Genomic DNA, 24,205 nt, shown 5'->3' on the forward strand with positions numbered 1-24,205 from the left:
GCAGGGTCAATGTATCGCAGATTGCGGCGCAATTCCCAGTGCCGGAAACTGAGGCATCCCAAAAACAGAACACCCCCAAATTCGCCCCCAATGGAATCCGCCACGCTGCTGCTTTTTGGCGCGGGCCTGCTCGCCGGCATGATGAATGCGCTGGCGGGCGGCGGCTCGTTTGTCACCCTGCCCGCGCTCATGTTCGCGGGTGTGCCATCAGTCTTTGCCAATGCGTCGAGCACGGTGGCGCTGCTACCCGGCGCGGCCACCTCGGCGTGGGCGTATCGCGCGGACTATCGCGGGTTCGGACACGTCTCGATGCGGGCCATGGTGGGGATCAGCCTGGTGGGCGGCCTGCTCGGCGCGCTGCTGCTGATGAACACGTCGTCTCGCGCGTTCGATTTCATCGTGCCGTGGCTGCTGCTGATCGGCTCGCTCGCATTTACCTTCGGCAAACAGGCCGGTGTGTGGCTGCGCCAGCGCATGCAAATCGGGCGGACCACGCTGCTGGTCTCGCAAGGTGCGTTGGCCATCTATGGCGGCTATTTTGGTGGCGCGGTGGGAATCATGATGATGGCCGTCTGGGCACTGTTCGGCCACGACGACATCAAAGCATTGAACGCCTCCCGCACGCTGCTCGTGGGCACAACCAACCTCGTGGCCGTGGTCTGTTTTGCCCTGGCGAAGATGGTGTGGTGGCCGCAGACGCTGGTCATGCTGGTGGCTGCTGCGCTGGGCGGCTATCTGGGCGCCCATGTGGGCAAGCGTTTGCCGGTTCCGGTTGTGCGGGTGCTGATTTCCACCTTCGGCTTTTCGATGACGGCGCTGCTGTTCTGGCGCGCCTGGTCACACGTTTGAGCATGGGGAGAACCGCCATGTCGCACATGCAGCCTCATCCGACGCACCGCACGCTCGCGCCACGCGCCTATCGTGATCCGCATCCCCATCGGGATCGGGCAGCGCGCAATGCCGGGCGCGCCCATCTTGCTGAAACCACCTCTGCCAAGCCGGACATGGCGGGGGCTCAGGCGGTGTTCTACATCGCGCGTGGTGTGGCTCTTCTGCTGGCCGCCGTGGCGGTGGGCCTGGGTGCGGCATCCGATGATGCGGAGCGCCCTTCCGCGCAATACCCCTCTTCTTCGCACGCGACAACGCGCTGAGGGCGCGTTATCATCCGCCCCCCGCAGCACAGGCCCGTTCAATACAAATCCAGTATCGATCGGGCAAAGAAAAAGCCCGCGGGCCGGGGGGCGGGCGGGCTTAACATCTTCAGCCTTTGACGACGAAAGATGGTCGGGTGTGCTTTGTGAACGAGCAATGCGCCGGAATTCACAAAGCGATGCCATTATAAAAAGTGCGCGCCCCCCGCCATACCCCAACAACGAGGGGGGTCCGCGTCATTTTCTGATTAATCCCTGAGCGCTGTGTCCAGTGCCTGCGGTGTCAGCAACCCGCTCGATGCATGGCGCTTGCCGTCCGGGCGCAGGATGATCGTGCGCGGCATCTCGCCCTGCCAGCCAGGGTCGAGCGCGGCGCGCAAGCGCTCCGGCATGTCTTCGGCATTGGCATATTGCGGCACACGCGCAATGCCGACCTTCCTGTCGCGGACCAGCGGCGCCAGGGCGCGGTTCAGCATCTCGGCCTGCTCGGGGCCGTCCATCGACACCATCACCACATCGACGTTCTTCTTGGCGGTGCGCCGCCATTGCGCGATGCGGGCGATGTTCTCGCGGCAGTAACTGCATTCCAGTGACCAGATTTCGACGATGAGCGGGCGCGCCTGTGGCGTCTGCAGCAGTGCCGGCACATCGCGCGCATGCAGCGGCTGAAATTGCAGGGCGCCCGCGGCCTGCGCTGCAAAAGCGGCTGCGGCCAGCGCCACGCCCATCGCAAACGATTTCCATCGTCCCTTCATTTCAATGCCTCCAATGATGGATTGGACGGGCTGACATTGCCGATATCGATCAGCCGGTAGCCCTCGGCCTGCGTGCGCCACGACAGGTAGACACGGCCGTCGCGCGTGAGCAGTTGCGGGTGATCGCTGCCGCCATTGGTATTTGCCACGCTGGCGGGCGCTGCCCAGTGCGCGCCACCGTCGGTGGATTTGCGCAGCAGGATCTGCATGCGGTCTTCGGAAAACTGTTTCCACACCAGCCACAGCGCACCGTCCGCCGCGAGCAGCGCGGGGTGCGATGCCTGCGCACCAGCTTGTGCCGAACCGGCAAAGGACCATGCGCCGCCGATCGGCTTGCCGTCGGCCGAGAGCCGGCTGTAGAACAGGCCAGGCTTGTCCTGCTGCACAGAGAACCACGCCATGTGCTGCACGCCATCCGCCGTAACGACCAACGCGGGGCCATGGTGCGGACAGGCATCAACGCGCCATTCCGAGAACGTCGCGCGCGTGACGGCAAGCGGCGTGTTATCGATCGGTAATGTCGCCAATGCGTGGTCGCGAATCTGCCCGGCAAACACGTTGCGCCACAGCGCGAGCATGTGGCCCTCGACATCGGGCGCCAGCGCAATGCGGCAGCATTCGCAGGTCTGGTCGATGACCTTGCGCTCGGGTGCGAAGGTGGCGCCGCGGTCGGTCGAAACGGTGTAATACACCGCTGCGCCGTCGTACGGCTGCTTGGCTGCCTGCGCGCGCTGCAGATCGCGCTTGTCGATCCACGTGACGAAGATGCGGCCGGCGCTGTCGACGGCAATCGAATCGAAGCGGTGCGTGATTGGCTGGCGATCGTGGTGGACGGTGACCGGCACGCTCCATGTCTTGCCACCGTCGAGCGAGCGCGAGAAACGCACGAAGCCCGTATACGGCGCGTCAAGCGGGCGCGACCAGCTTACATACAGCGCACCGTCCGGGCTGGCGATGACTTTCGGACGGTTCTCGCCGTCGGTGTAGATCGGCTCGGGTTGCGGGTTCACGCGCTGCGGCGCGGACAGCGTCTTGCCGAGATCGTCGGACGAGGCGACCACCACGTGCTGTCCTTCTGCCCACGTCACCCACAGGCGCCCTGCCTTGTCGAACGCGGCCGTCGTGGCGAGCTGCGGTTTGGCGGCCGGCTTGGCTGCCATGGCGCCGTGGTCATGGCCTTCGTGCGCGAGCGCCACCGCTGCCGCAAGAGCCAGCAGCGCACCGGCAAGGAATCGAGGAATCGACTGCATTACAGACGCCATTTCAGTTGTCCATAGAAGGTGCGCGACGGATACGGGTGGTACACGAAATACCGTCGGTCGGTCAGGTTGTCGACGCCCAGCGCCAGCGTGATGTGCTTATCGATGCGGTAGCTGGCCTTGAGGTCCACGGTGAAGAAGCTGCTGGTGCCACCGTAGACGTTCGGCAGCACATCGGTGTTGTCAAGCGTGCCGTATTGGCGGCCCGAATAGCGCACGCCTGCGCCCACCGTCCAGTCGGGCGTGGCATGCCAACTCGCAAAGAGATTGGCGCGCACGCGCGGCATGCGCGGCCAGGTCTTGTCGACGTAGGTTGGGTTGGCAGCGTCGGCCAGCGTCTTCGATTGCGTGAAGGCGACGTTGGCCTCAATGTCCACGCCGCGCACACCCGCATCCTGCAGAACGTCCTGCCCCGAATACGCCAGTTCGATGCCGCGCGTGCGCACGCGATCGACGTTCTGCACGTTCGTCACGTTGGGCGTGACGGTGATGTTGGTCTGCGTGTAGATGCTGTCGCGCACGTCGCTCTGGAACAGGCTGGTACGCAGCACGCCGTAGGCCACAGCCTGCTCGACGGTGAAGTCGAAATCATTGGCGCGTTCAGGCTTGAGATTCGGGTCGTTGTTGACGATCGTGTTGCCGCTGATCGTGCCCTGGAACAGCTCCGCCACCGTCGGGAAGCGCACCGCACGGCCATACGACAAGCGCAGCAGCGTGTCTTGCGTGGCCTGCCATTGGATGGCGGCCTTGGGCGAAAACGCGTCTTCAGTACGGCTGGCGTAGCCCAACGTGCTCGCGCCGTTGCCCAGTTGGCCGTTGTAGGCGCGCCAGCTTTCATAGCGCAGGCCCAGCGTGGCGAGCCAGCGCGGCGCAAACGCCCACGCGTCCTGCAGGAAGACGGCCTGCGTTTGCGTGTCGCCCTGGTAGCTGGATTTCAACGTGGACAGCGTTTCCGTCGACCAGTTCGTCGCGTTGAAGGTCTGGTTGCGCAGGTGGTATTGGTCGTAGTGGTAGCCGGTCGTGAAGGTATGGCCGGACACCGTGGGCGACGTCGCCTTGATGTCGAAGTTGGACCAGCCGGTGCCGTCGCCGTAGAACACCGTGCCGGGCCCATTGCCGGCCGCCGTGTTCGACGCGCGGAGGATGTCGCGCGAGACGTTGTAGGCCGATGCGTTGGCGTCGATCTTCCAGCCACCGATCTTGCCCTTCACGCCCAGGCCGTAGAGCCAGTTTTCCTGGTCGCCGTTTTGTGGGGCGAAGGTGTTCGGAGCAATTGTGTACGGCGTGCCGTTGATCAGCACATTGCCGCCCGTGACGGTGTTGCCGGCCGCATCGCGCAGGAAGCTGAGCGCCTGGTCGTTGAAATGGTTCTCCCAATGGCCCAGCGTGAGCGATGCTTCCAGGCTGTCGCTGAACACGTAGCCGAATCGCAGGGTCTCTTGCAGCTGCTGCGTGCGCTCGAGCATCTGCGGCCCGAGAATCATGCGGGGCTGGCCGTTGGGGCCAAGATCCTGCCGCGCACCCGTGACCGGCACGGGCGTGCCGCCCGCAGTGAACCTCGAGTTGGGCGTGGCGTATTGCATCGGCTGGCTGTCGTTCTCCAGCCGGTCGACCGACAGCGCATACCAGAACTTGCCGATCCGGTCGCCCAGCGACGCGCTCTCGTGATTGCCCGTGACGTTGCGCGAAAAGCCGTATGCATCGTTGTAGTGCTGGCTCATCACCTGCGTCTGCGCCGCGGCCTCGAACTTTTCGGGACGGCGCAACGTCATCGCGATGGTCGTGCCCATCGAGTTGCCGGGCAGCAGCGCCGAGAACGGCCCATACAAAATATCGACGCGCGCCAGGTCATCCGGCCCGACCATCGACCAGCGCGGCGGGTAGCTGTAGCTGGAACCCAGCAGGTTCGAGAGCAAGATGCCGTCGGCATACAGCAGGCCGCGTGCACTTTGAATCTCGTTGAAATCGCGGCCGGCGAAGATGGAGTTGCGGTCGCCAATGAAGCGGCGGCGCACCATCACGTTGGGCTGGTATTTGACCGCGTCTTCGGTGGTGACGACATTGCGGTCGGCCAGTTGATCTGCCGTCACGCTTTGCACGACCGCCGGCGTATTGCGGGCGAACGGCGTGGGGTTGGCGTTGGCCCGCACCACGGTGGGCGCGAGTTCCTGCGTGACAGGCACGGGCACGGGGGCCGCATCTTCAGCAGCAAAAGCGGACAGCGGTGCCGCCGCGCTCAGGGCGAGCGCAGCACGGCACACCAGCGTGCGCTTTGGGGCAGCAGCCCCAGCGCGCTTGTGGAATGACATCGGAAAGGTCTCCGGATTGCGATGGCGTTGGCCGCAACAAGGGCCAGACGCAAAGGCGCCACGGAGTTCACCCCCGCAGGCGCGTCAGATCGACAACGACGGAGACACGGGAGGCGCGCGAGACTCTGCCACGCGCAGCGCGCTGCGCGCGTACACGGGCGCCGGGCTGGCCGGCTGCCGCACGCGATAGACGAAATGGGCGGAAGGAACATCCAGCGCCGGAACCGAGGCCAGCGCCATCCCGGCTGCAAACCCCGGGCAATACAGGCAGTGCGCCACGCTGTGGTGGGCGGCCGAATCGTCGGCGGAGCCATCGCCTTGCAGATCGATGGCAACCTGCACGGTGCTGCCATGCGGTGCCGTTGCGCTGCACAGCTCGACGGCAAGGGTGCCCGTGGCCGCCGCACGGGCGGAAGCGAGCACCGGCGACAGTACGTTCAGTACGATCGCAAGCCAGACGAGGAAGAGCCAGCGGCGATGGAGCATGGGTGGACAACGTCAGAATGTGTGGAGTATAGCGCTGCACACAGTTCCTCGAATTGCCTGCGGCACAGTGCCGCGCAACGGCAAATCGACGGAGATCGACTGGCAATTCGATCGGAATTAGCCTTAATTATTGGATCAACTATAATTTATACCGATTTCCATAATCAGGTCTAAAACAGGGCTTTCCATGGATTCCCGAATCGACTCCGGCGACACCGCCCGCTTCAACTTCCACCGCCAGGACCTTGCCAACACGCTGTGCGACAGCCTGGAAGGCAAGGGTTTGGCCGACGCGCGGTCCGGGCTCTTCCTGGCGGCCCCCCGGCGCACAGGCAAAAGCACGTTCCTGCGCGAAGACCTGGTGCCCGAAGTCGAGCGCCGCAAGTGGATCGCCATCTACGTGGACTTATGGGCCGACCGCGCCCGGGACCCTGGCCTGCTGATCGCAGATGCCATCAAATCGAAGCTGGCGCAGTTCGACGGGCCGATCGCGAAGCTGGCCAAGCAGGCCGGCATGGAAAAGGTCGACGTGCTGCGCACCTTCACCTTCAACCTCGGCAAGATCGGGCTGCCGCCGGGCATCACCCTGGCCGACGCGCTCGATGTGCTCTACAAGGCGGTGCAGCGGCCTGTCGTGCTGATCATCGACGAGGCGCAACATGCGCTGTCCACCGAGGCCGGCACCAACGCCATGTTCGCGCTCAAGGCCGCGCGGGACCAGATGAACCAGGGCGTGGACGAACCCCGGCTCTTCCTCGTCTTTACGGGGTCGAACCGCGACAAGCTCGCCAACCTGCTGCTCAATCGCACGCAGCCGTTTTTCGGCTCGCGCGTGACGAACTTCCCGCTGCTGGGGCGGCCGTATGTATCGGCGTACACGGCGTGGGTCAACCAGCACCTGGCGCCGAATAACCAGTTCAAGGAAGACGACATGTTTGCCGCCTTCCAACTGGTCGGGCACCGGCCGGAGATGCTCAAAGGCATCGTCAGCGAGATCGCCCTGGAGCTGGGTGAAGCCGCCAGCCTGGGCGAGCTGCTCAAGCGCGGCGCACAGGGTTTTCGCGATCGCATCTGGGGCGAGATCGAAAGCGATTACAGCGCGCTGACGGAAATCCAGCGTGCCGTGCTGGCGGTGCTGATCGAGCGCGGGCAAAGCTATTCGCCGTTCTCTGAAGAGTCGATGAAGGCGTATGCGGCCAAGCTTGGCCACAGCGAGTTCTCCACCGCCACGGTGCAAGCCGCGCTTGACGCGCTGCGCGACAAGAACCTGATCTGGAAGGAGTCCCGCGGCGCCTACGCGCTGGAAGACGAAAGCCTGGCGCTGTGGTTTCGCGAGACGCGGGGCGCGCATGCCGTGCCGCCGCGGTTAAGCGAGTAGCGCACCAGATCGTCAAACAGCCGCCACCGGCACCGCCTGCGTGCGGCCGAGCAGGCCCCACACCACGACCGCCGACACCACGGATACGACGGCCAGCGCATGCGCAATCTGCGCAAACGCGGCAACGTAGGCCGAGATGAGCGTCGGCGCCGATCCGGCTGGCAGCAGCGCCAACGCTGCGGGCACGTTGCCCATGGCGGTGCGATGTGCGGCCTCCATCCAGGTCGCGACGTTCGAGCTGCCGGACGCGCCGGCCTGCGAAACGATAAGCGCCGTCAGCACCGCGCCCACCATGGCCAGCGCAATCGCCTCGCCAGCCACGCGCGTGGTGCTGAAGATGCCGGTGGCCATACCCGCGCGCTCCTTGGGCACCACGCTCACCGACAGGCCATCCATCAGCCCCCACGCGAAACCGGTGCCGAAGCCCGTGAGCAGCATCGGCAGAATCCACGCGGCGGCCGGCTGGCCCGGCGCGACATCGCCCAGCCACCAGAAGCCCATCGCCGCCACCAGCAGCCCGCCACACGTCAGCGCCGCAGCGGACCACCGATGCGCGAGTTGCACCGCCAGCAGCGGCACCACCAGCAACGGGAGCGACAAGGCAATCATCGTGATGCCTGCCTCGGTTTCGCCCTGCCCCTCGATGCCGATGAGGCGCGCGGGCAGCAGCACCAGCATCGCCACGTAGCACGCCGTGGCGAGCGGCAAGAACTGCACGCCGACAAAACGACGGAAGCGGAAGAGCGACAGATCCAGCATCGGCCTGACCACGCGCTGCTCGATGGCGACGAACACGGCCAGCCCAAGCGCTGACGCAGTGAACAACGCCAGCACCACGCCGTCGCCCCAGCCGCGCTCGGGCACTTCCATCAGCGCCCACGTGAGCAGGACAAGCGTGGCCGTAAAGCTTGCGGCGCCGGCCCAATCCACGCCGCGCGCATCGGGATCGCGTGTTTCCCGCATGCGCGGTACGCCAAACACAAAAGCCAGCGCGCCCACCGCCGCGCACAGCACGAAGATGGCGCGCCAGCCTTGCGTCTGTACCAGCGCGCCCGCAATCAACGGCCCGAAGGCCAAACCCACGCCAAAGGTCGTCCCCAGCAGGCTGAAGGCGCGAATGCGCGCATGCCCGTCAAACTCCTGTGCCAGCGCAGCCGAGCCCCCCGCCAGCGACATCGCCGCCGCCACGCCCTGCAGCGCGCGCAACCACCCGATGGCGTTCACGCTGGGCGCCAGCGCGACGCCAATCGATGCCAGCACGAACAGCGCGATCCCACTGGCGAACACGCGCTTGCGGCCATACGAATCGGCCATCGCTCCTGCCACCATCAAGCAACTGCCGAAGGCCAGCATGAAGCCATTGACCACCCAGTTGAGCGCCGTGGCACTGCCGCCCAACGCGCGGCCGATGGCCGGCGTGGCCACCGCCGCACCGGTGAAAGACAGCGGCAGGACCAGCCCCGCCATGCAAACCGCCGCCAGCACCAGCCAGCACCCGGCGTGTTGTGGGCGATGCGAAATCGTCGTATTCAAGGGAGCCTCTTATTTTTGTATCGATCGGTATACAAATTAACGAGGCGACACGACCGACGTCAAGGATTAATATATTGACCGGTACAGAAATAGGGATTTCAGGACTTCATCATGGCGACACGAGGACGCCCCCGCACCTTTGATCGCGACGAAGCCTTGCGCCAGGCCATGACCGTGTTCTGGGCGCGCGGCTACGAAGGCACCACGCTCGACGAACTCAAGCTGGCGATGGGCGGCATCACCGCGCCGAGCTTCTACGCGGCATTTGGTTCGAAAGAAGCGCTCTTTCGCGAGGCCGTCGCGCTGTATCGGCAGACGGCCGGCAGCACCACGGCCATCGCCCTGACCGAACCTGCTACCGCGCGCGAATCCATCGACGCGCTTTTGCGCAGCAACGCCCTTGCCTTCAGCCAGCCCGACGCGCCGCGCGGATGCATGGTGGTGCTCGGCGCGCTGCTGTGTTCGGCCCCCAATCGACAAGTGCAGGAGGACTTGCGCGCGATCCGGCTGGAAACCATCGAGGCCATCCGAACGCGCATCCGCCGCGGTATGGATGAAGGCGACGTGCCCGCCACGGCCAACGCCGATGCCCTGGCCGGCTACTACGCGACCGTGCTCAACGGCCTGTCGATCCAGGCGCGCGACGGCGCCTCGCGTGAAGCATTGATCGCGACCGTCGATTGCGCGATGGCCGCGTGGGACGCGATGGTCTGCGCCCGCTAAACTGCACAGACGACCACAACAATATTTCGGGGAGCAGCCAAATGGCACGCAATCGCACCACGTGGCGCGCGCTGGCGGCCGCGTTTTTTCTGCTGACGGGCGCGGGCGCCGCTGTGGCGCAAGACGCAACGCCCGCGCAGGCACAGGCACCAGCTGCGAACTGTCCGCCCCCGGCCTCCAGCTTCATCCCCAAGGACGGCTGGGCCGCCGCCGCGCAACGCGCGACCGACCACGGCCTGCTCTGGCGTATCGAAAAGAACGGTCACACGTCGTGGCTCTACGGGACGATCCATGTCGCACGAGCTGACTGGATGCTGCCCGGCCCGACCGTGCGCAGCGCGCTTCAGCAGGTTGACAGCATCGCGCTCGAACTCGACCTGCTCGACAAGGACGTCGACCGCAAACCGCTCACAGCACAAAACAGCGCAGAAGATCGCCGCCTGATGGCTGGCCGGCGCGGTGAGCGCTTCAACAAGCTGCTCTCGGCCGCGTGCCTGCCCGATACGGCCCTCACACAGATCCGCAAGTTTCAGCCGACCATGCAGTTGGCCTCGCTGGCGGTGCTGGGGGTGCGCACGGACGGGCTCTATCCCGATTTCGGCATCGACCTGTTTCTCACGACCTACGCCAAGAGCGTCCATCTGCCGATCGTGCCGCTCGAAACACTGGTGCAGCAGGTGCACGTGCTCAACGAGATCGTGCCGAAGAACGAGGTTGCACAGCAATTCGATACCGTGCTCGACGCGATTGAATCGGGCGAGGCGCGCACGCAGACGCTCACGCTCGCCAATGCCTGGGCCGACAGCGACATCAGCACGCTGGAGCACTATCCGCAGTGGTGCGATTGCCTGAAGACGGCGACGGATAAACGCGCCTTCCAACGCCTGGTGACGAACCGCAACCGCGCCATGGCTAACAACATTGCGCGCGTGCACAACAGCGGCCAACGCGTGTTTGCTGCCGTGGGCGCGTTGCACATGATCGGGCCCAAGGGGATTCCGGCGCTGCTGGCCGCGCGCGGATACAAGGTGACGCCGGTGTTGCCGGCGGCTGCACCGCGTTAGACCCTCAGCGCTTTTCCGGCGGCGTGGCTCCAACAGCCGCCGCCAGTTCGGCATGCGCGGCCAAGTCTGCGCGACGATGCTTGACCGTCGTGCTGGCCGGGTGCTTGCCCAGGAAATTGCCGTTTCTCCAATCTTTCGACGGGCGGATCGGCCGCGCCGTAAAGCCGCCACCGCAGTTCGGGCACACATTGCCGAACACGCCGTCTGCACAGGTCGCGCAGAACGTGCATTCGAATGAGCAGATGCGCGCGTTCGTCGCGTTGGGCGGCAGCGCCGTGTTGCAGTGTTCGCAAGTTGGGCGGAGTTCGAGCATTGCGTCCTCGGTGTGGTGATTTCAGTCCATTGCAGCCAGAATCCGCTGCGCGCACGCCTCGTCGGTCACAAGACCGGTCAGCCAGCCACCTCGCAATGCCGCCCCGATCGCGCCCGCCTTGGCCACACCGCCAGCAATGGCGATCACGGGGCGAGATGGCATCGGCTTGAGCGGCAAGCTGGTGATGCGGGTCTGCAGCGGCACATCCAGCAAGCGCCCCTGGGCGTCGATTGGCCGGCCGATCAACTCGCCTGCCGCGCCATGGGCGAGCAGATCTTCCACATCCTTCGCACTGATGAAGCCGTCGACCTGCAATGCGCAACCGGGGCCGATCGTGCCGACACCAATGAAGGTGACATCCGCCTGCGCAGCCAGATCGGCCACCACACCGTAGAGCCGGTGCTGGCACCACTGCCGGGTGTCTTCGGCGCTGTCGGCAACGAGCGGCGCAGGGAGCAGGTAATAGCGGCTGCGGGTTTTCTCTGCCGCGGCAAGCGCGACGTCGTAACGGTTGGACGAGCCATCCGCCGCAATCGCCCCGACCATCGAGACGATGCGATGCTGCGGCCGGTCAAGATCGGGAAGTTGGTCGATCGCGGCGCGCAGCGTGCGGCCCGAGCCGACGTTCACCACGCGCGGCGCATCGGGCAGCAGGTGGCGCTCCATGATTTCTGCGGCGGCCACGGCAATCATGCGTTGGGCAGCGTCTGCGTCGTCGGCACTGGCCGGCACTACATGGCAGGTCTCCAGCCGGAAACGGCTGCGCAGGTTCTCCGCCAACTCCAGACACGCTGACACCGGGTGCGTCACGCGCACCTTCACCAGCCCGTGCTCCACCGCATAGGCGATCAGCCGCTGCGCGATCTGGCGCGACACGCCTAACTGCTCGGCGATGTCGTGTTGCGTGTGGTTGCCCACGTAGTAAAGCCACGCCGCACGCGCGGCCTGGTCTCGTTTTTCCTGCTGCTTGGACACGCAGCGCCTCCTCTAGAACCTTGGCGATATGAGACGCATCGTAGCGTGCTTTTGCCCTTTTAACGAGCATTTGCTTGACAAGCGCAACATCGCATCCGATTATTTGCTCACAACACGGACAATTGCTCAAAACCCGAAGCAAGTCCAGGCGGTGCGCCCGCATCGCCACATTCCAAGAAAGGAGACGACTGCATGTTCCGCACGCTTCTGCGCGGGATGGCCCGCCCATCCCAACTACTCAAGCTGACCGCCCTCGCTGCCTTCCCCGCGCTCTGCGCTATCACTGCGCATGCCGCGGCCACCACGCTCACGATTGCCACGATCAACAACCCCGACATGATCGTGCTGCAGAAGCTGTCGAGCCAGTTCGAGCAGGCGCACCCCGACATCAAACTGCGCTGGGTCACGCTGGAAGAAGGTGTGCTGCGCCAGCGCGTGACCACCGACATCGCCACCGGCAGCGGCCAGTTCGACCTGATGACGATTGGCGGCTATGAAGCGCCGCTGTGGGCCAAGAAAGGCTGGCTCGCCCCGCTGGACATGCCCGCCAGCTACGACGCGGCCGACCTGCTGCCGACCGTGCGCGATGGGCTCTCGCTGGGCGGCAAGCTCTTCGCCGTACCGTTCTATGCCGAAAGCTCGATGACGTACTACCGGCGCGATCTGTTCAGCGCGGCGGGCCTGAAGATGCCCGAGCAGCCCACGTATGACGACATTGCCAAGTTCGCCGCCAAGCTGCACGACCCCGCCAAGGGTGTGTACGGTATCTGCCTGCGCGGCCGGGCGGGCTGGGGAGAAAACATGGCGCTGGTGTCGACCATGGTCAACACGTTCGGCGGCCGCTGGTTCGACGAGAAATGGCAACCGACCATCGACACGCCGCAGTGGAAACAGGCGGTCAACACGTATGTCGACCTGCTGAAGAAATACGGCCCGCCCGGCGCAAGCAGCAACGGCTTCAACGAAAACCTCGTGCTGTTCTCGGGCGGCAAGTGCGGCATGTGGATCGACGCGACCGTTGCCGCCGGCATGGTCAGCAGCACGAAGGATTCCAAGGTGGCCGACAAGGTGGGCTTTGCGAATGCGCCCATCGCCAGCACACCGAAGGGCTCGCACTGGCTGTGGATCTGGGCGCTCGCGGTGCCGAAGTCGTCGAAATCGCCGGAGGCTGCCAAGACGTTCGCGGCCTGGGCGACATCGAAGGACTACATCCGCGCCGTGGCCAAGGCCCAGGGCTGGGGCGAGGTGCCGCCAGGCACGCGTGCATCGACGTATGACGACCCGGCCTACCAGAAGGCTGCGCCGTTCTCGAGCTTCGTGCGCCACGCCATCGAGACTGCCAACCCGAACGATCCGTCTGCGCAGAAGGTGCCGTACACCGGCGTGCAGTTCGTGACGATTCCGGAGTTCCAGTCGCTGGGCACGGTGGTTGGCCAGGCGATTGCCGGCGCGCTCACAGGCAAGACGACTGTGGACGACGCGCTCCGTGTTTCGCAATCGCAGGCACTGCGGGCAATGCGCCAAGGCGGCTATCTGAAGTGATGCAGCCGCTGCTGCGCCAGGAGGTGTCATGGAACATGTATTGGAGTCGCGGGTGAACGGCATGGGTGGTACGCCGTCACCGGCCCAGCCACAGCGCGCGCGGCGCTGGCTGCCCACGCTGCTGGTGTCGCCATCGGTGCTGGTGCTGCTGTTGTGGATGACGGTGCCGCTGGCGATGACGCTGTATTTCTCCGTCAGCCGCTACAACCTGCTCAACCCGGATCAGACCGGCCTGGCGGGGCTCGACAACTACCGCTTCCTGGTCGAAGACCCCGCCTTCTGGCCGGCCATCGGCAACACGCTGGTGCTGATCGGCTCGGTGCTGCTGATCAGCGTCGTGGCGGGCACGCTGCTGGCCGTGCTGTTCGACCAGCCGTTTGCGGGGCGCGGTGTGGCGCGCATTCTGGTCATCAGCCCGTTCTTTGTCATGCCGACGGTGGCGGCGCTCATCTGGAAAAACATGATGCTGCACCCCGTGTACGGCTTGGCCGCCTGGGTGGCGCGCCTGTTCGGCGCTGAGCCGGTGGATTGGCTCGCCACGCAGCCAATGCTCTCCGTGATCATCATCGTTGCGTGGCAGTGGACGCCGTTTGCCTTCCTGATCCTGTTGACGGCGCTGCAATCGCTCGACCCCGAGCAGAAGGAAGCCGCACAGCTCGACGGCGCGAGCCCGGTGCGCATCTTCTGGCACATCGTGCTGCCACACTTGAAGCGCGCGATTGCCGTGGTGGTGATGATCGAGACCATCTTCCTGCTCTCGATCTTTGCCGAAATCCACACCACCACCGCGGGCGGCCCCGGTACGGCCACGACCAACCTCGCCTACTTCGTCTATAGCCTCGGCCTGCAGCAGTTCGACATCGGCATTGCGTCGGCGGGCGGCATCGTGGCGGTGGTGCTGGCAAACGTGGTGGCGTTCTTCCTCGTCCGCATGCTGGCCCGCAACCTGAAGGGAGTGCACGAGCAATGAGCGCCCTCACCGCAACCTGGCGCACGCGGCTTGCCGGCGTGCTGGCGTGGGCGATTGCCCTGGTGCTGTTCTTCCCGATCGCGTGGGCAGCGCTCACTGCCTTCAAGACCGAGCAGGAGGCCTATACGCCCACGCTGTGGTTCACGCCCACGCTCGACAGCTTCCGCGAGGTGCTGGAGCGCGCGCATTACCCGAGCTTTCTCGGCAACTCGCTGGCGGTGTCGATCCTCTCCACGCTGCTGGCGCTGGCGATTGCCATTCCGGCGGGCTATGCGATGGCGTTCTTCCCGAACAAGCGCACGCAGCAGGTGTTGCTGTGGATGCTGTCCACCAAGATGATGCCGGCCGTGGGCGTGCTGCTGCCGGTGTACCTGCTGGCAAAGACGGCGGGCCTGCTGGATTCCATCACCGCGCTCGTCATCGTCTACACGCTCGCCAACCTGCCGATTGCCGTGTGGATGGTCTTCACCTACTGCAACGACGTGCCGCGCGAGATTCTGGAAGCCGCACGCATGGACGGCGCCAACCTCTGGCAGGAACTCGTCTACGTATTGCTGCCGACGATGCTGCCGGGGCTGGCCTCCACGGCGCTGCTCCTGCTCATCCTGTCGTGGAACGAAGCCTTCTGGAGCCTGAACCTGACCAGCATCGATGCCGCACCGCTCACCGTGTTCATCGCGTCGTACTCCAACCCCGAGGGGCTGTTCTGGGCGAAGCTGTCGGCGGCTTCAGTACTGGCAATTGCGCCGATCCTCGTGCTCGGTTGGCTGGCACAACGGCAACTGGTGCGTGGCCTGACGTTCGGGGCCGTGAAATGACGCCACATGCCAACGAATATGCCAACGCGCGCGCCCCCGCCTACCTGATCTGCGATTGCGACGGCGTGCTGATCGACAGCGAATCGGTGGCACTGCGCGCGCTGATCCGCACGCTCGGTCCGCACGTGCCGCATCTTTCATCCGCCGCGCTGGAAGACATGCTCGAGCCGCGCCTGGGCATGAACACGATGGCACTGCTGACTGAGCTGCAGAGCAGCATCGGCTTTCATCTGTCCGACGCGCAACTAGCCAAGGTGCTGGCCGACGTCGAACACGACTGCGCCACGCAATCGCAGCCCGTGCCCGGCATTGCCAACCTGCTCGCCACGCTGCCGCAGCCCAAGGCCGTCGCCAGCAACAGCAGCCGCCCGCGCATTGAAGCGAGCCTGCGAAGGGCCGGCCTACTCGACGTATTTGGCCCGCACATCTACAGCGCCTACGAAACACCGCGGCCCAAGCCGGCACCTGACGTGTATCTCGCCGCGTGTGCGGGCCTGGGCGCCGGTCCCGCGCAATGCTTGGTGATTGAAGACAGCGACACCGGCGTGCGTGCCGCCCGAGCCGCCGGCCTGACCGTATTTGGCTTTGCCGGCGTGGCGCATATGCCGGCAGTCGCCACACAGCGCCTGCTGGCTGCCGGCGCACGCCACGTTTTTACCGACATGCGGGCACTGGCCGATGCGCTGACGTCGACGCTCGCCACGCCCGCCTGATCCGCACACAGAACACGCCCAAGGAGACCTCGCCATGGCCAGCCTGACCCTGCGCAATCTGCAGAAGCGTTACGAACAGAACACCGTCCTGCACGACATCAATCTCGACATTGCCGATGGCGAATTCGTTGTCTTTGTCGGCCCTTCGGGCTGTGGCAAATCGACATTGCTGCGCACGATTGCGGGTCTGGAAGGCATCGATGGCGGCGACCTGCTGATCGGTGACACGCGTGTGAACGACGTGGTGCCCGCCAAGCGCGGCATTGCGATGGTGTTCCAGTCGTACGCGCTGTATCCGCACATGAGCGTGTACGACAACATGGCCTTTGGCTTGAAGCTCTCGGGCATGAAGCGCGAGGCTATCGACGCTGCCGTGCGCCGTGCCGCCGAAGTGCTGCACATCGACGCGCTGCTCGATCGCAAGCCGCGCCAACTCTCCGGCGGCCAACGCCAGCGCGTGGCCATCGGTCGCGCCATCACCCGCGAGCCAAAGGTCTTCCTGTTTGACGAGCCGCTCTCCAACCTCGATGCCGCGCTGCGCGTGAAGATGCGCCTGGAGTTTGCCCGCCTGCACGACGCGCTCAAGACCACCATGATCTACGTCACGCACGATCAGGTGGAAGCCATGACGCTGGCCGACAAGATCGTCGTGCTACGTGACGGACGCATCGAGCAGGTCGGCTCTCCGCAAACGCTGTATCACCACCCGGCCAGCCAGTTTGTGGCGGGCTTCATCGGCTCGCCTAAGATGAACTTCCTGCGTGGCGTCGTTGATCGTGCCGATGCGTCGGGCGTCTCCGTGGCGCTCGCGGGCGGCCAACAGCCGGTGGCCGTATCGCCCGGTGAGCTGCGTGCGGGGGATGCCGTCACGCTCGGCATCCGCCCGGAGCATCTGCATCTGGACGCGGCCGGCACCCTGAAGGGCACCGTCACGCATATCGAGTCCCTGGGCGACGTGGCCTATCTGCATGCCGACTGCGAAGCCGCACCCGACGGCCTGGTGCTGCGCGTGCCGGAATCGACCCGGCTCGCCCACGGCAGCGCCATCACGTTGTCTGCCGACGCCGCGCACTGCCACCTGTTCGACGCCGAAGGCCGTGCGCTGGCGCGCCTGCAGGCGCCCCAGGCCCAACAGGCCGCCTGAGGTTCACACCGCCCAACGTTGCACACGATCATGCCTTCCCCGACCTCCTCCACCTGGCTGCACCTGGGTGCCGGCTCCTTCCATCGCGCGCACCAGGCGTGGTATCTGCATCGCCTTCGCGAGACCGGCGACACATCGTGGCGCCTGGCGCTTGCCAATATCCGCGACGATGCCGGCACGCTGCTGCATGACCTCGCTGCCCAGCACGGCGCTTACACGCTGGAGACCGTCGACACCGCCGGCCATCGCGCGTACACGCGCGTCCAATCCATCGATGCCGTCGTGCCATGGGATGCCGAACTCGCGGCGCTGTGCGGGATCGGGGCGGCGCCCGATACGCGCGTGATCTCCTTTACCGTGACGGAAGGCGGCTACTACCTCGACCAGCAGCACCAACTCGACGCGACGCAGCCAGACATCGCCGCTGACCTGCGCGGCGGTGCCTGCACGCTATACGGCGCGCTGGCCCGTCTGCTGCACCTGCGCTTGCAGCGTGGCGGCGCGCCACTCACGCTGCTCAATTGCGACAACCTGCGCCACAACGGCGAGCGCTTCCGCAGCGGCCTGCGCCAGTTCCTCACGCTGCGCGGCGAACCAGGCGACAGCGGCCTCGTTGCATGGCTCGACGCACATGCCAGCACGCCGAACACGATGGTCGATCGCATCACGCCACGCCCGACCGACACCTTGCGCGAACGCGTGGCCGCACAGACCGGCTGGCAAGACCGCTGCCCCGTGATGGCCGAAACCTTTGCGCAATGGGTGGTGGAAGACGATTTCCGTGCCGGGCGGCCAGCGCTCGAACGTGTGGGCGTCGAGTTCGTCCCTTCTGTGCTGCCGTACGAAGAAGCAAAGATTCGCGTGCTCAACGCCAGCCATAGCTGCATCGCCTGGGCCGGCACGCTGTTGGGGCTGCACACGATTGACGAAAGCGGTGCCGTGCCGTCCATCCACCGCATGGCGTACGACTACGTGACCGACGATGTCATCCCGTGCCTCACTGCCAATCAGCCCTGCCCCATCGACTTGGCCGCCTACCGCGACACCGTGCTCGACCGCTTCGCCAATCCGCACATCCGTGACACCAACCAGCGCGTGGCAGCAGACGGCTTTTCGAAAATCCCGGGGTTCATCACGCCCACACTGGCGGAGTCGTTCGCGCGCGGGCATGTGCCGCTTGCCACGGCGATGCTGCCGGCACTGTTCTTCGTCTTCCTGGAGCGCTGGCATGCGGGCACGCTGCCGTATGCCTATCAGGATGGCCAGTTCGATCCGGTTGCCGCGCAAGCCATGCTTGAGGCCGATGACCCGGTGGCGGTGTACTGCCGGAACGCCGCACTGTGGGGCAATCTCGCGGGCACAGAAGCACTCACGAGCCTTGTTCGCAACGCCATCGAGCGTGTGCGGGCGTGGCTGGCAGTCGAACAAGCCGCAACGGCCGGTTAGTTGCCAACCAACGTATCAGCAGATTCGCGCGACAATCCACGGTTCAAGCAACCGGACCCGGCGGCCCCATGTACCTCGGCATCGATCTCGGAACCTCGGAAGTCAAAGTACTGCTGCTCGATGCAGCGGGCGCCATCGTCGGCACGGCGGGCGAGCCGCTCACCGTATCGCGGCCGCATCCGGGTTGGGCAGAGCAGACGCCGGAAGACTGGTGGCAGGCCACCAGCGCCGCTATCGGCAAGCTGCGCGAGGCCGCACCGGAAGCCTTTGCCGCCACACGCGCGATCGGCCTGTCGGGCCAGATGCACGGCGCGGTGCTGCTCGACGCACGCAACCGCGTGCTGCGCCCCGCCATGCTCTGGAACGACACACGCAGCACCGCCGAGTGCCTTGAGCTCACCCGCCGCGTGCCTAACCTGCACACCGTCGCAGGCAACCTCGCGATGCCCGGTTTTACCGCGCCGAAGCTGCTGTGGAGCGCACGCCATGAGCGCGATGTGTTCAACGCCATTGATTGCGTGATGCTGCCCAAGGATTACCTGCGCCTTCGCCTGACGGGCGAGCGCGCATCCGACCCATCGGACGCCGGCGGCACGCTGTGGCTGGACGTGGCACAGCGCGCGTGGTCCGACGAACTGCTCGCCGCGACGGGCTTGTCACGCCGCCAGATGCCAAGCTTGGTGGAAGGCAGCGCGCCCAGCGGCACGCTGCTGCCCGAGGTGGCCGATGCATGGGGCCTCGCGCATGGCGTCGTCGTTGCCGGCGGCGGCGGCGATGGCGCGGCCAGCGCTGTGGGCATCGGCGCGACCCAGCCGGGCGATGGCTTTCTGTCGCTCGGCACGTCGGGCGTGATCTTTGTGGTCAACGACCGCTTCCGCCCGAATCCGGCTCAAGCCGTGCACGCGTTCTGCCATGCGCTGCCGGGGCGTTGGCACCAGATGAGCGTGATGCTGTCCGCGGCAAGCTGCCTGCGCTGGTTCTGCCGGCTGACGAGCGTGCCGGAAGCCACGCTGCTGCCTGAAATCGCTGCGCTGGCCGCCACGGAACAAACGGAACGCCAGTCAGCGCCGTTCTTCCTGCCCTACCTCTGCGGTGAGCGCACCCCGCACAACGACGCGTTTGCGCAAGGGCATTTCCACAATCTCACACACGCCAGCGACCGTGCCGCGCTCGGTTATGCCGTGATCGAGGGCGTCGCGTTCGGCATGGCGGATGGCCTGGACGCCTTGCGTGCAGCCGGCACGCAGGTGGCCTCGCTCTCGTTTGTGGGCGGCGGCTCGCGCAGTCCATTCTGGGCGCAGTTGCTGGCTGACACGCTCAACACCGAACTGACAACGCATGTCGGCAGCGAAGCCGGTGGCGCGCTCGGTGCCGCGCGCCTGGGCTGGATGGCCGACGGCGGCATCGAAGCAGCCGTCTGCGCCAAGCCGCCCGTACAAGCCACGTATCGGCCCGATGCCGCACGCCACGCGCGCCTTGCTGAACGGCTGTCGACATTCCGTGCGCTGTATCGGCGTGCTTCGCCGCTGCCGGTTACACCTTCCTCCCAAACGACTGACCTGCCCTTGCCCGCATGACCGACTTCCTGCCATTGCCCCGCCTCCTCGTCTTTGGTGAAGCGCTGACCGATTTCCTGCACCAGGGCAACGGCCAATGGCTCGCCCGACCGGGCGGCGCGTGCTGGAATGTGGCGCGCATGGCGGCGCGTCTGGGTGTGCCCACGGGCTATGCGGGCGCCATCAGCAACGACGTGTTCGGCGATGCGCTCTTCGCCGATTCTCAGGCGGCTGGCCTTGACCTGCGCTTTCTGCAGCGGGTCGACCGCTCACCGCTGCTGGCAATGGTCACATCCACCCAGCCCCCGCACTACTTCTTCGTGGGCGATGACAGCGCCGACCTGCATTTCGATGTGCAAGCCCTGCCAGCGGGCTGGCAAACGGCCGTGGAGATCGCCCACTTCGGCTGCATCAGCCTGGCGCGCGAGCCGCTGGGCAGCCGCCTCGTGACGTTGGCTGAAACGCTGGCCGCGCAAGGCACGCGCATCACCTTCGACCCGAACTGGCGCACGGCGATGGACGCACCGCACTACGCGCCGCTGCTGCTGCGCATGGCCGCCATCGCGTCTGTCATCAAGGTGTCCGATGAAGATCTGCGCCAGCTTTTCCCCAGTGATGCCGATCCGCTGAACACGCTGCGCACGCTCGCGCCGCAGGCCGACATCCTGCTCACGCTCGGGGCCGATGGCATGGAATGGTTGCCAGCAGGGCACCGAGGGCAAGACGATGCGCGCGTCGCACATCCGGCCTTTGCCGTGCCGGTGGCGGACACCGTCGGCTGCGGCGATGCCGCCATGGGAAGCTGGCTGGCGAGCCTGCTGCAATCGCCCGACGCGCCCGTGCAAGCGCACTTGCGCCAAGCCGCCGCCGCGGCCGCCCTCACTGCCACACGCGCCGGCGCGTATGCGGGCACGCAGGAGGAAGTCGATGCGCTGCTGCAGGCGCACGCCGCCTCGCACGCCTGAGACCAAGCGGCAGCGCAGCCCCGCATGCCAAAATCTGCCCCGTCGTTTTGATTGCCTCGAGGCCCGCTTTGGAACTGCTTCGCATTGCCGTGCTGTTTGCCGTCACCGCCGTGGCGGAAATCGTTGGTTGCTATCTGCCCTGGCTCGTGCTGCGGCAGGGCAAGCCGGTCTGGCTCTTACTGCCGGCAGCCGCCTCGCTGGCGCTGTTTGCATGGTTACTGACATTGCATCCGACCGCCGCAGGCCGCACCTATGCCGCATACGGCGGCATGTATATCGCCGTGGCGCTGGTGTGGCTGCGCCTGGTGGACGGCGTGACGCTCACGCGCTGGGACATCGGCGGTGCGGCCATCGCGTTGACGGGAATGGCCGTGATCGCCTTGCAACCGCCGGCCAATTGATCGGATTGCACCCGATATTTAGGTTTTCCTGAGCGAAACGGAACCCTAAGCCACCGCCAGGATCGGAGGGAGGATCATTGCTGCGGCCGTCGCGCTGCGCGCCGGTCATCTACCCACCCAACCGTTTTGCCCTGGAGGCCACGATGCCTGCCACCACCCTCAAACACCTTGTCGTGGCCGCGACGCTGATGTCGGCAGCAATGTCCGCTTCGGCCCTGACCACGTCGACCTTCACGTTCACCGATCAGGACCTGCAAGGGATGCTCGCCCACAGTCAGCCCCCGCAGCCGATCCAGGCGGCCAAAGCCGCCGAACCGGCGTCTACGGACACCCTCCGCATCGGGCTGAGCGATCCAGGCACGCAGCTCGTGCTGCCCTGGTTCTTGGCGGATCTGGTGGAGGCCGTCAACCGGCGGGCTACACCGCAGGATTTCGCGAAGAAGCTGCAGGACGGGATTTGATCCACTCTCCCATTCACCGTCCTCACTTTCCGAAAGCAGGCAGCACAGTGCTGTATATTCATACAGTTATTTTTTGTGACGCCATGCCGTGCTTACCGCCTCCTCCACCCCTGACACCGCCAATGCCCCGGCCAGCCCCGGCTACCTGGCCCAACTGAACGACCAGCAGCGCCAAGCGGTCGAGTTCGGTATTTCCGGGGCAGACGCGGCGGAAACCGGCCCGCTCCTCGTGCTGGCCGGCGCCGGGTCGGGCAAGACGCACACGCTGGGCTGGCGCGTGGCGCATCTGGTGGCCAACGGGGCCGATCCGCAGCGCATCCTGCTACTGACGTTTTCCCGCCGGGCGGCGAGCGAGCTGTCCAACCGCGCCGGCCACCTGCTGGCGCGTGCCATGCAGGGCGAGCGATCGAACAACGCCCTTAATTCGGCTGGCACTTCGTACAAAACCACCCTGCCTTGGGCCGGCACCTTCCACGGCATCGGCGCGCGCCTGCTGCGTGAGTACGCCGAGCGCGTCGGCCTCGCGCCCGATTTCACCATCCATGACCGCAGCGACTCGGCCGATCTGCTCAACGTCGTGCGCCATGAGCTGAACCTGTCGACCAAGGAACGCCGCTTCCCCCTCAAGCAGACGTGCATCGCGATCTACTCGCGCGCCATCAACGCCGAGAGCCCGCTGAACGCCGTGCTCAAACACCACTTCCCGTGGTGCGCGATGTGGGAAACGCAACTGCGCACGCTGTTCGATGCATATGTCGAAGCCAAGCAGGCGCAGCACGTGCTCGACTACGACGACCTGCTGCTCTACTGGCACGCGATGGTGTCTGACGCAGAACTGGCGGCCGAAATTGGCGCGCGCTTCGACCACATCCTCGTCGACGAATACCAGGATACGAACCGGCTGCAGTCATCCATCCTGCGCGCACTGCGCCCGGACGGCCGCGGCGTCACCGTGGTGGGCGACGACGCGCAATCGATCTACGCATTTCGCGCGGCGACGGTGCGCAATATCCTCGATTTTCCGCGCCACTTTTCGCGGCCGGCGCACACGGTGCTGCTGGAGCGCAATTACCGTTCGACGCAACCGATTCTGGATGCCTCCAACGGCGTGATGCGCTTCGCAACGGAGCGCTTTGCCAAAACGTTGTGGACGGACCGCGCATCGACGCATCGCCCGCGTTTGATTTCGGTGCGTGACGAAGCCGAGCAGGCGCGTTGCGTGGCCGAGCAGGTGCTGCATCACCGGGAAGGTGGGCTGACGCTGAAATCGCAGGCAGTGCTGTTTCGCACCGCGAGCCACAGCGCGCCGCTGGAGATCGAACTCACGCGCCGCAACATCCCGTTCGTGAAATACGGCGGCCTCAAGTTTCTGGAAGCCGCGCATGTGAAGGATGTGCTTTCGGTACTGCGCTGGGCCGAGAACCCGCGCAACCGCATCGCCGGGTTTCGCGTGATCCAGCTGCTGCCGGGTGCGGGCCCTGCCACGGCGGCGCGCGTGCTCGACGCCATGGCGGAGGCGGCGGACCCGATTGCCGCGCTGCTCGCCTACGAACCACCGGCACGGCTGGCCGGTGACTGGTCCGCGCTGATGGCACTCATGCAAGCCCTGCGCACGCCCAAAGACAGCCTGGAATGGGCTGGCGAACTCGAAGCCGTAGGCGCCTGGTACTCGCCGCACATGGAGCGTCTGCACGACGACGCGGCCGTGCGCCAGGGCGATCTGGACCAGCTCGCCCGCATGGCAGCCACGTACGCCACGCGCGAGCGCTTCCTGACCGAAATGACGCTCGACCCGCCCGAGCTGACCAGCGATGAATCGGGCGACCCGTATCGCGATGAGGACTACCTGATCCTCTCGACAATCCATTCATCGAAAGGCCAGGAATGGAAGGCGGTGTATGTGCTGAACGCCGTGGACGGCTGCATGCCGGCCGATCTGGGCGCCGGTTCGCATGAAGAGCTGGAGGAAGAGCGCCGGCTGCTCTACGTTGCGATGACGCGTGCGCGCGAGCACCTGGATATCCTTGTGCCCCAGCGCTTCTACGTCACGCAGCAAACACCCAATGGCGATCGGCACATCTACGCGTCGCGCACGCGGTTCATTCCGCCTGCGCTGCTGCCGATGTTCGAAGCGTGTGCTTGGCCGGAACCGGAGCCCGGTGCGGACCCCGCGGCCGAAGCGCGTGCCGCCGCCAAGGTAGACCTGAGCCAGAAGATGCGCGGCTACTGGAAAAAGTAGCCAG

Annotated in this window: 23 protein-coding genes; 16 read left to right on the forward strand and 7 right to left on the reverse strand. The window is 65.7% G+C overall.

Annotated features, from left to right (window positions below; translation table 11 throughout):
* The first annotated feature begins 90 nt into the window (after window positions 1-90).
* Together NG898_RS21460 and NG898_RS21465 are read left to right on the forward strand one after the other, a co-directional pair.
* Window positions 91-849 (forward strand): sulfite exporter TauE/SafE family protein, encoded by a 759-nt coding sequence (locus NG898_RS21460; RefSeq protein WP_252694328.1) that lies wholly within the window; start codon window positions 91-93, stop codon window positions 847-849.
* 17 nt (window positions 850-866) lie between these two features.
* Complete coding sequence (locus NG898_RS21465) at window positions 867-1,151, forward strand: hypothetical protein (RefSeq protein ID WP_252694329.1); 285 nt, start codon at window positions 867-869, stop codon at window positions 1,149-1,151.
* 248 nt (window positions 1,152-1,399) lie between these two features.
* Here the strand turns inward: NG898_RS21465 and NG898_RS21470 are convergent, their stop codons facing one another.
* The 4 genes from NG898_RS21470 to NG898_RS21485 form a co-directional block, all read right to left on the reverse strand.
* Window positions 1,400-1,906, reverse strand: coding sequence for a redoxin domain-containing protein (locus NG898_RS21470; protein ID WP_252694330.1), 507 nt, complete (start codon window positions 1,904-1,906; stop codon window positions 1,400-1,402).
* Entirely contained in the window at window positions 1,903-3,156 is a 1,254-nt protein-coding gene (locus NG898_RS21475; RefSeq protein ID WP_252694331.1) for a sialidase family protein, read from the reverse strand. Before NG898_RS21475 ends, NG898_RS21470 begins: the two co-directional genes overlap by 4 nt.
* Window positions 3,156-5,474: a TonB-dependent receptor gene (locus tag NG898_RS21480; protein ID WP_252694332.1), complete on the reverse strand. Its 2,319-nt coding sequence runs from the start codon at window positions 5,472-5,474 to the stop codon at window positions 3,156-3,158. The genes NG898_RS21475 and NG898_RS21480 overlap by 1 nt, the downstream gene beginning before the upstream one ends.
* 84 nt (window positions 5,475-5,558) lie before the next feature.
* Window positions 5,559-5,960: a DUF2946 domain-containing protein gene (locus NG898_RS21485; RefSeq protein ID WP_252694333.1), complete on the reverse strand. Its 402-nt coding sequence runs from the start codon at window positions 5,958-5,960 to the stop codon at window positions 5,559-5,561.
* 199 nt (window positions 5,961-6,159) lie between these two features.
* On the opposite strand from NG898_RS21485, the gene NG898_RS21490 reads away from it, so the two are divergent.
* The gene (locus NG898_RS21490) at window positions 6,160-7,338 is read left to right on the forward strand and encodes an ATP-binding protein (RefSeq protein WP_392397899.1); all 1,179 of its coding nucleotides are present in this window, start codon (window positions 6,160-6,162) and stop codon (window positions 7,336-7,338) included.
* A 12-nt stretch (window positions 7,339-7,350) separates the two neighbouring features.
* Here the strand turns inward: NG898_RS21490 and NG898_RS21495 are convergent, their stop codons facing one another.
* The gene (locus NG898_RS21495; RefSeq protein ID WP_252694335.1) at window positions 7,351-8,871 is read right to left on the reverse strand and encodes an MFS transporter; all 1,521 of its coding nucleotides are present in this window, start codon (window positions 8,869-8,871) and stop codon (window positions 7,351-7,353) included.
* Between the two features lie 111 nt (window positions 8,872-8,982).
* Here NG898_RS21495 and NG898_RS21500 point away from each other — a divergent pair, with 111 nt between their 5' ends.
* Both NG898_RS21500 and NG898_RS21505 read left to right on the forward strand, forming a co-directional pair.
* Window positions 8,983-9,594, forward strand: a complete 612-nt coding sequence (locus tag NG898_RS21500) for a TetR/AcrR family transcriptional regulator (protein ID WP_252694336.1) — start codon at window positions 8,983-8,985, stop codon at window positions 9,592-9,594.
* A 41-nt stretch (window positions 9,595-9,635) separates the two neighbouring features.
* Entirely contained in the window at window positions 9,636-10,658 is a 1,023-nt protein-coding gene (locus NG898_RS21505) for a TraB/GumN family protein (protein ID WP_252694337.1), read from the forward strand.
* Between the two features lie 4 nt (window positions 10,659-10,662).
* Here the strand turns inward: NG898_RS21505 and NG898_RS21510 are convergent, their stop codons facing one another.
* Window positions 10,663-10,971 (reverse strand): DUF1272 domain-containing protein, encoded by a 309-nt coding sequence (locus NG898_RS21510; RefSeq protein WP_092972069.1) that lies wholly within the window; start codon window positions 10,969-10,971, stop codon window positions 10,663-10,665.
* Window positions 10,972-10,992: 21 nt separating this feature from the next.
* Window positions 10,993-11,946 carry a sugar-binding transcriptional regulator gene (locus NG898_RS21515; RefSeq protein ID WP_252694338.1) on the reverse strand — a complete coding sequence of 318 codons (954 nt, stop codon included), beginning with the start codon at window positions 11,944-11,946 and terminating at the stop codon, window positions 10,993-10,995.
* 336 nt (window positions 11,947-12,282) lie between these two features.
* Here NG898_RS21515 and NG898_RS21520 point away from each other — a divergent pair, with 336 nt between their 5' ends.
* From NG898_RS21520 to NG898_RS21570, 11 genes are all read left to right on the forward strand, one after another.
* Window positions 12,283-13,488, forward strand: coding sequence for an ABC transporter substrate-binding protein (locus tag NG898_RS21520; RefSeq protein WP_252694765.1), 1,206 nt, complete (start codon window positions 12,283-12,285; stop codon window positions 13,486-13,488).
* Between the two features lie 61 nt (window positions 13,489-13,549).
* Complete coding sequence (locus NG898_RS21525; protein ID WP_252694766.1) at window positions 13,550-14,458, forward strand: carbohydrate ABC transporter permease; 909 nt, start codon at window positions 13,550-13,552, stop codon at window positions 14,456-14,458.
* Window positions 14,455-15,276, forward strand: a complete 822-nt coding sequence (locus NG898_RS21530) for a carbohydrate ABC transporter permease (protein WP_252694339.1) — start codon at window positions 14,455-14,457, stop codon at window positions 15,274-15,276. The genes NG898_RS21525 and NG898_RS21530 overlap by 4 nt, the downstream gene beginning before the upstream one ends.
* Window positions 15,273-15,989, forward strand: coding sequence for an HAD family hydrolase (locus tag NG898_RS21535; RefSeq protein ID WP_252694340.1), 717 nt, complete (start codon window positions 15,273-15,275; stop codon window positions 15,987-15,989). Before NG898_RS21530 ends, NG898_RS21535 begins: the two co-directional genes overlap by 4 nt.
* A gap of 34 nt (window positions 15,990-16,023) precedes the next feature.
* Window positions 16,024-17,133, forward strand: coding sequence for an ABC transporter ATP-binding protein (locus NG898_RS21540; RefSeq protein WP_252694341.1), 1,110 nt, complete (start codon window positions 16,024-16,026; stop codon window positions 17,131-17,133).
* A gap of 30 nt (window positions 17,134-17,163) precedes the next feature.
* Window positions 17,164-18,579: a D-arabinitol 4-dehydrogenase gene (dalD, locus tag NG898_RS21545; protein WP_252694342.1), complete on the forward strand. Its 1,416-nt coding sequence runs from the start codon at window positions 17,164-17,166 to the stop codon at window positions 18,577-18,579.
* 68 nt (window positions 18,580-18,647) lie between these two features.
* Window positions 18,648-20,156, forward strand: coding sequence for a xylulokinase (gene xylB / locus NG898_RS21550; RefSeq protein ID WP_252694343.1), 1,509 nt, complete (start codon window positions 18,648-18,650; stop codon window positions 20,154-20,156).
* On the forward strand, window positions 20,153-21,100 hold the full coding sequence (locus NG898_RS21555; RefSeq protein WP_252694344.1) for a carbohydrate kinase family protein: 948 nt from the start codon (window positions 20,153-20,155) through the stop codon (window positions 21,098-21,100). The genes xylB and NG898_RS21555 overlap by 4 nt, the downstream gene beginning before the upstream one ends.
* A gap of 68 nt (window positions 21,101-21,168) precedes the next feature.
* Window positions 21,169-21,501, forward strand: a complete 333-nt coding sequence (locus NG898_RS21560) for a YnfA family protein (protein ID WP_252694345.1) — start codon at window positions 21,169-21,171, stop codon at window positions 21,499-21,501.
* Between the two features lie 143 nt (window positions 21,502-21,644).
* Complete coding sequence (locus tag NG898_RS21565; RefSeq protein WP_252694346.1) at window positions 21,645-21,962, forward strand: hypothetical protein; 318 nt, start codon at window positions 21,645-21,647, stop codon at window positions 21,960-21,962.
* Between the two features lie 88 nt (window positions 21,963-22,050).
* Window positions 22,051-24,201: an ATP-dependent helicase gene (locus tag NG898_RS21570; RefSeq protein ID WP_252694347.1), complete on the forward strand. Its 2,151-nt coding sequence runs from the start codon at window positions 22,051-22,053 to the stop codon at window positions 24,199-24,201.
* Window positions 24,202-24,205: the final 4 nt, after the last annotated feature.

It is taken from the genome of Ralstonia mojiangensis (assembly GCF_023955645.1).
GTDB lineage: Bacteria > Pseudomonadota > Gammaproteobacteria > Burkholderiales > Burkholderiaceae > Ralstonia > Ralstonia mojiangensis.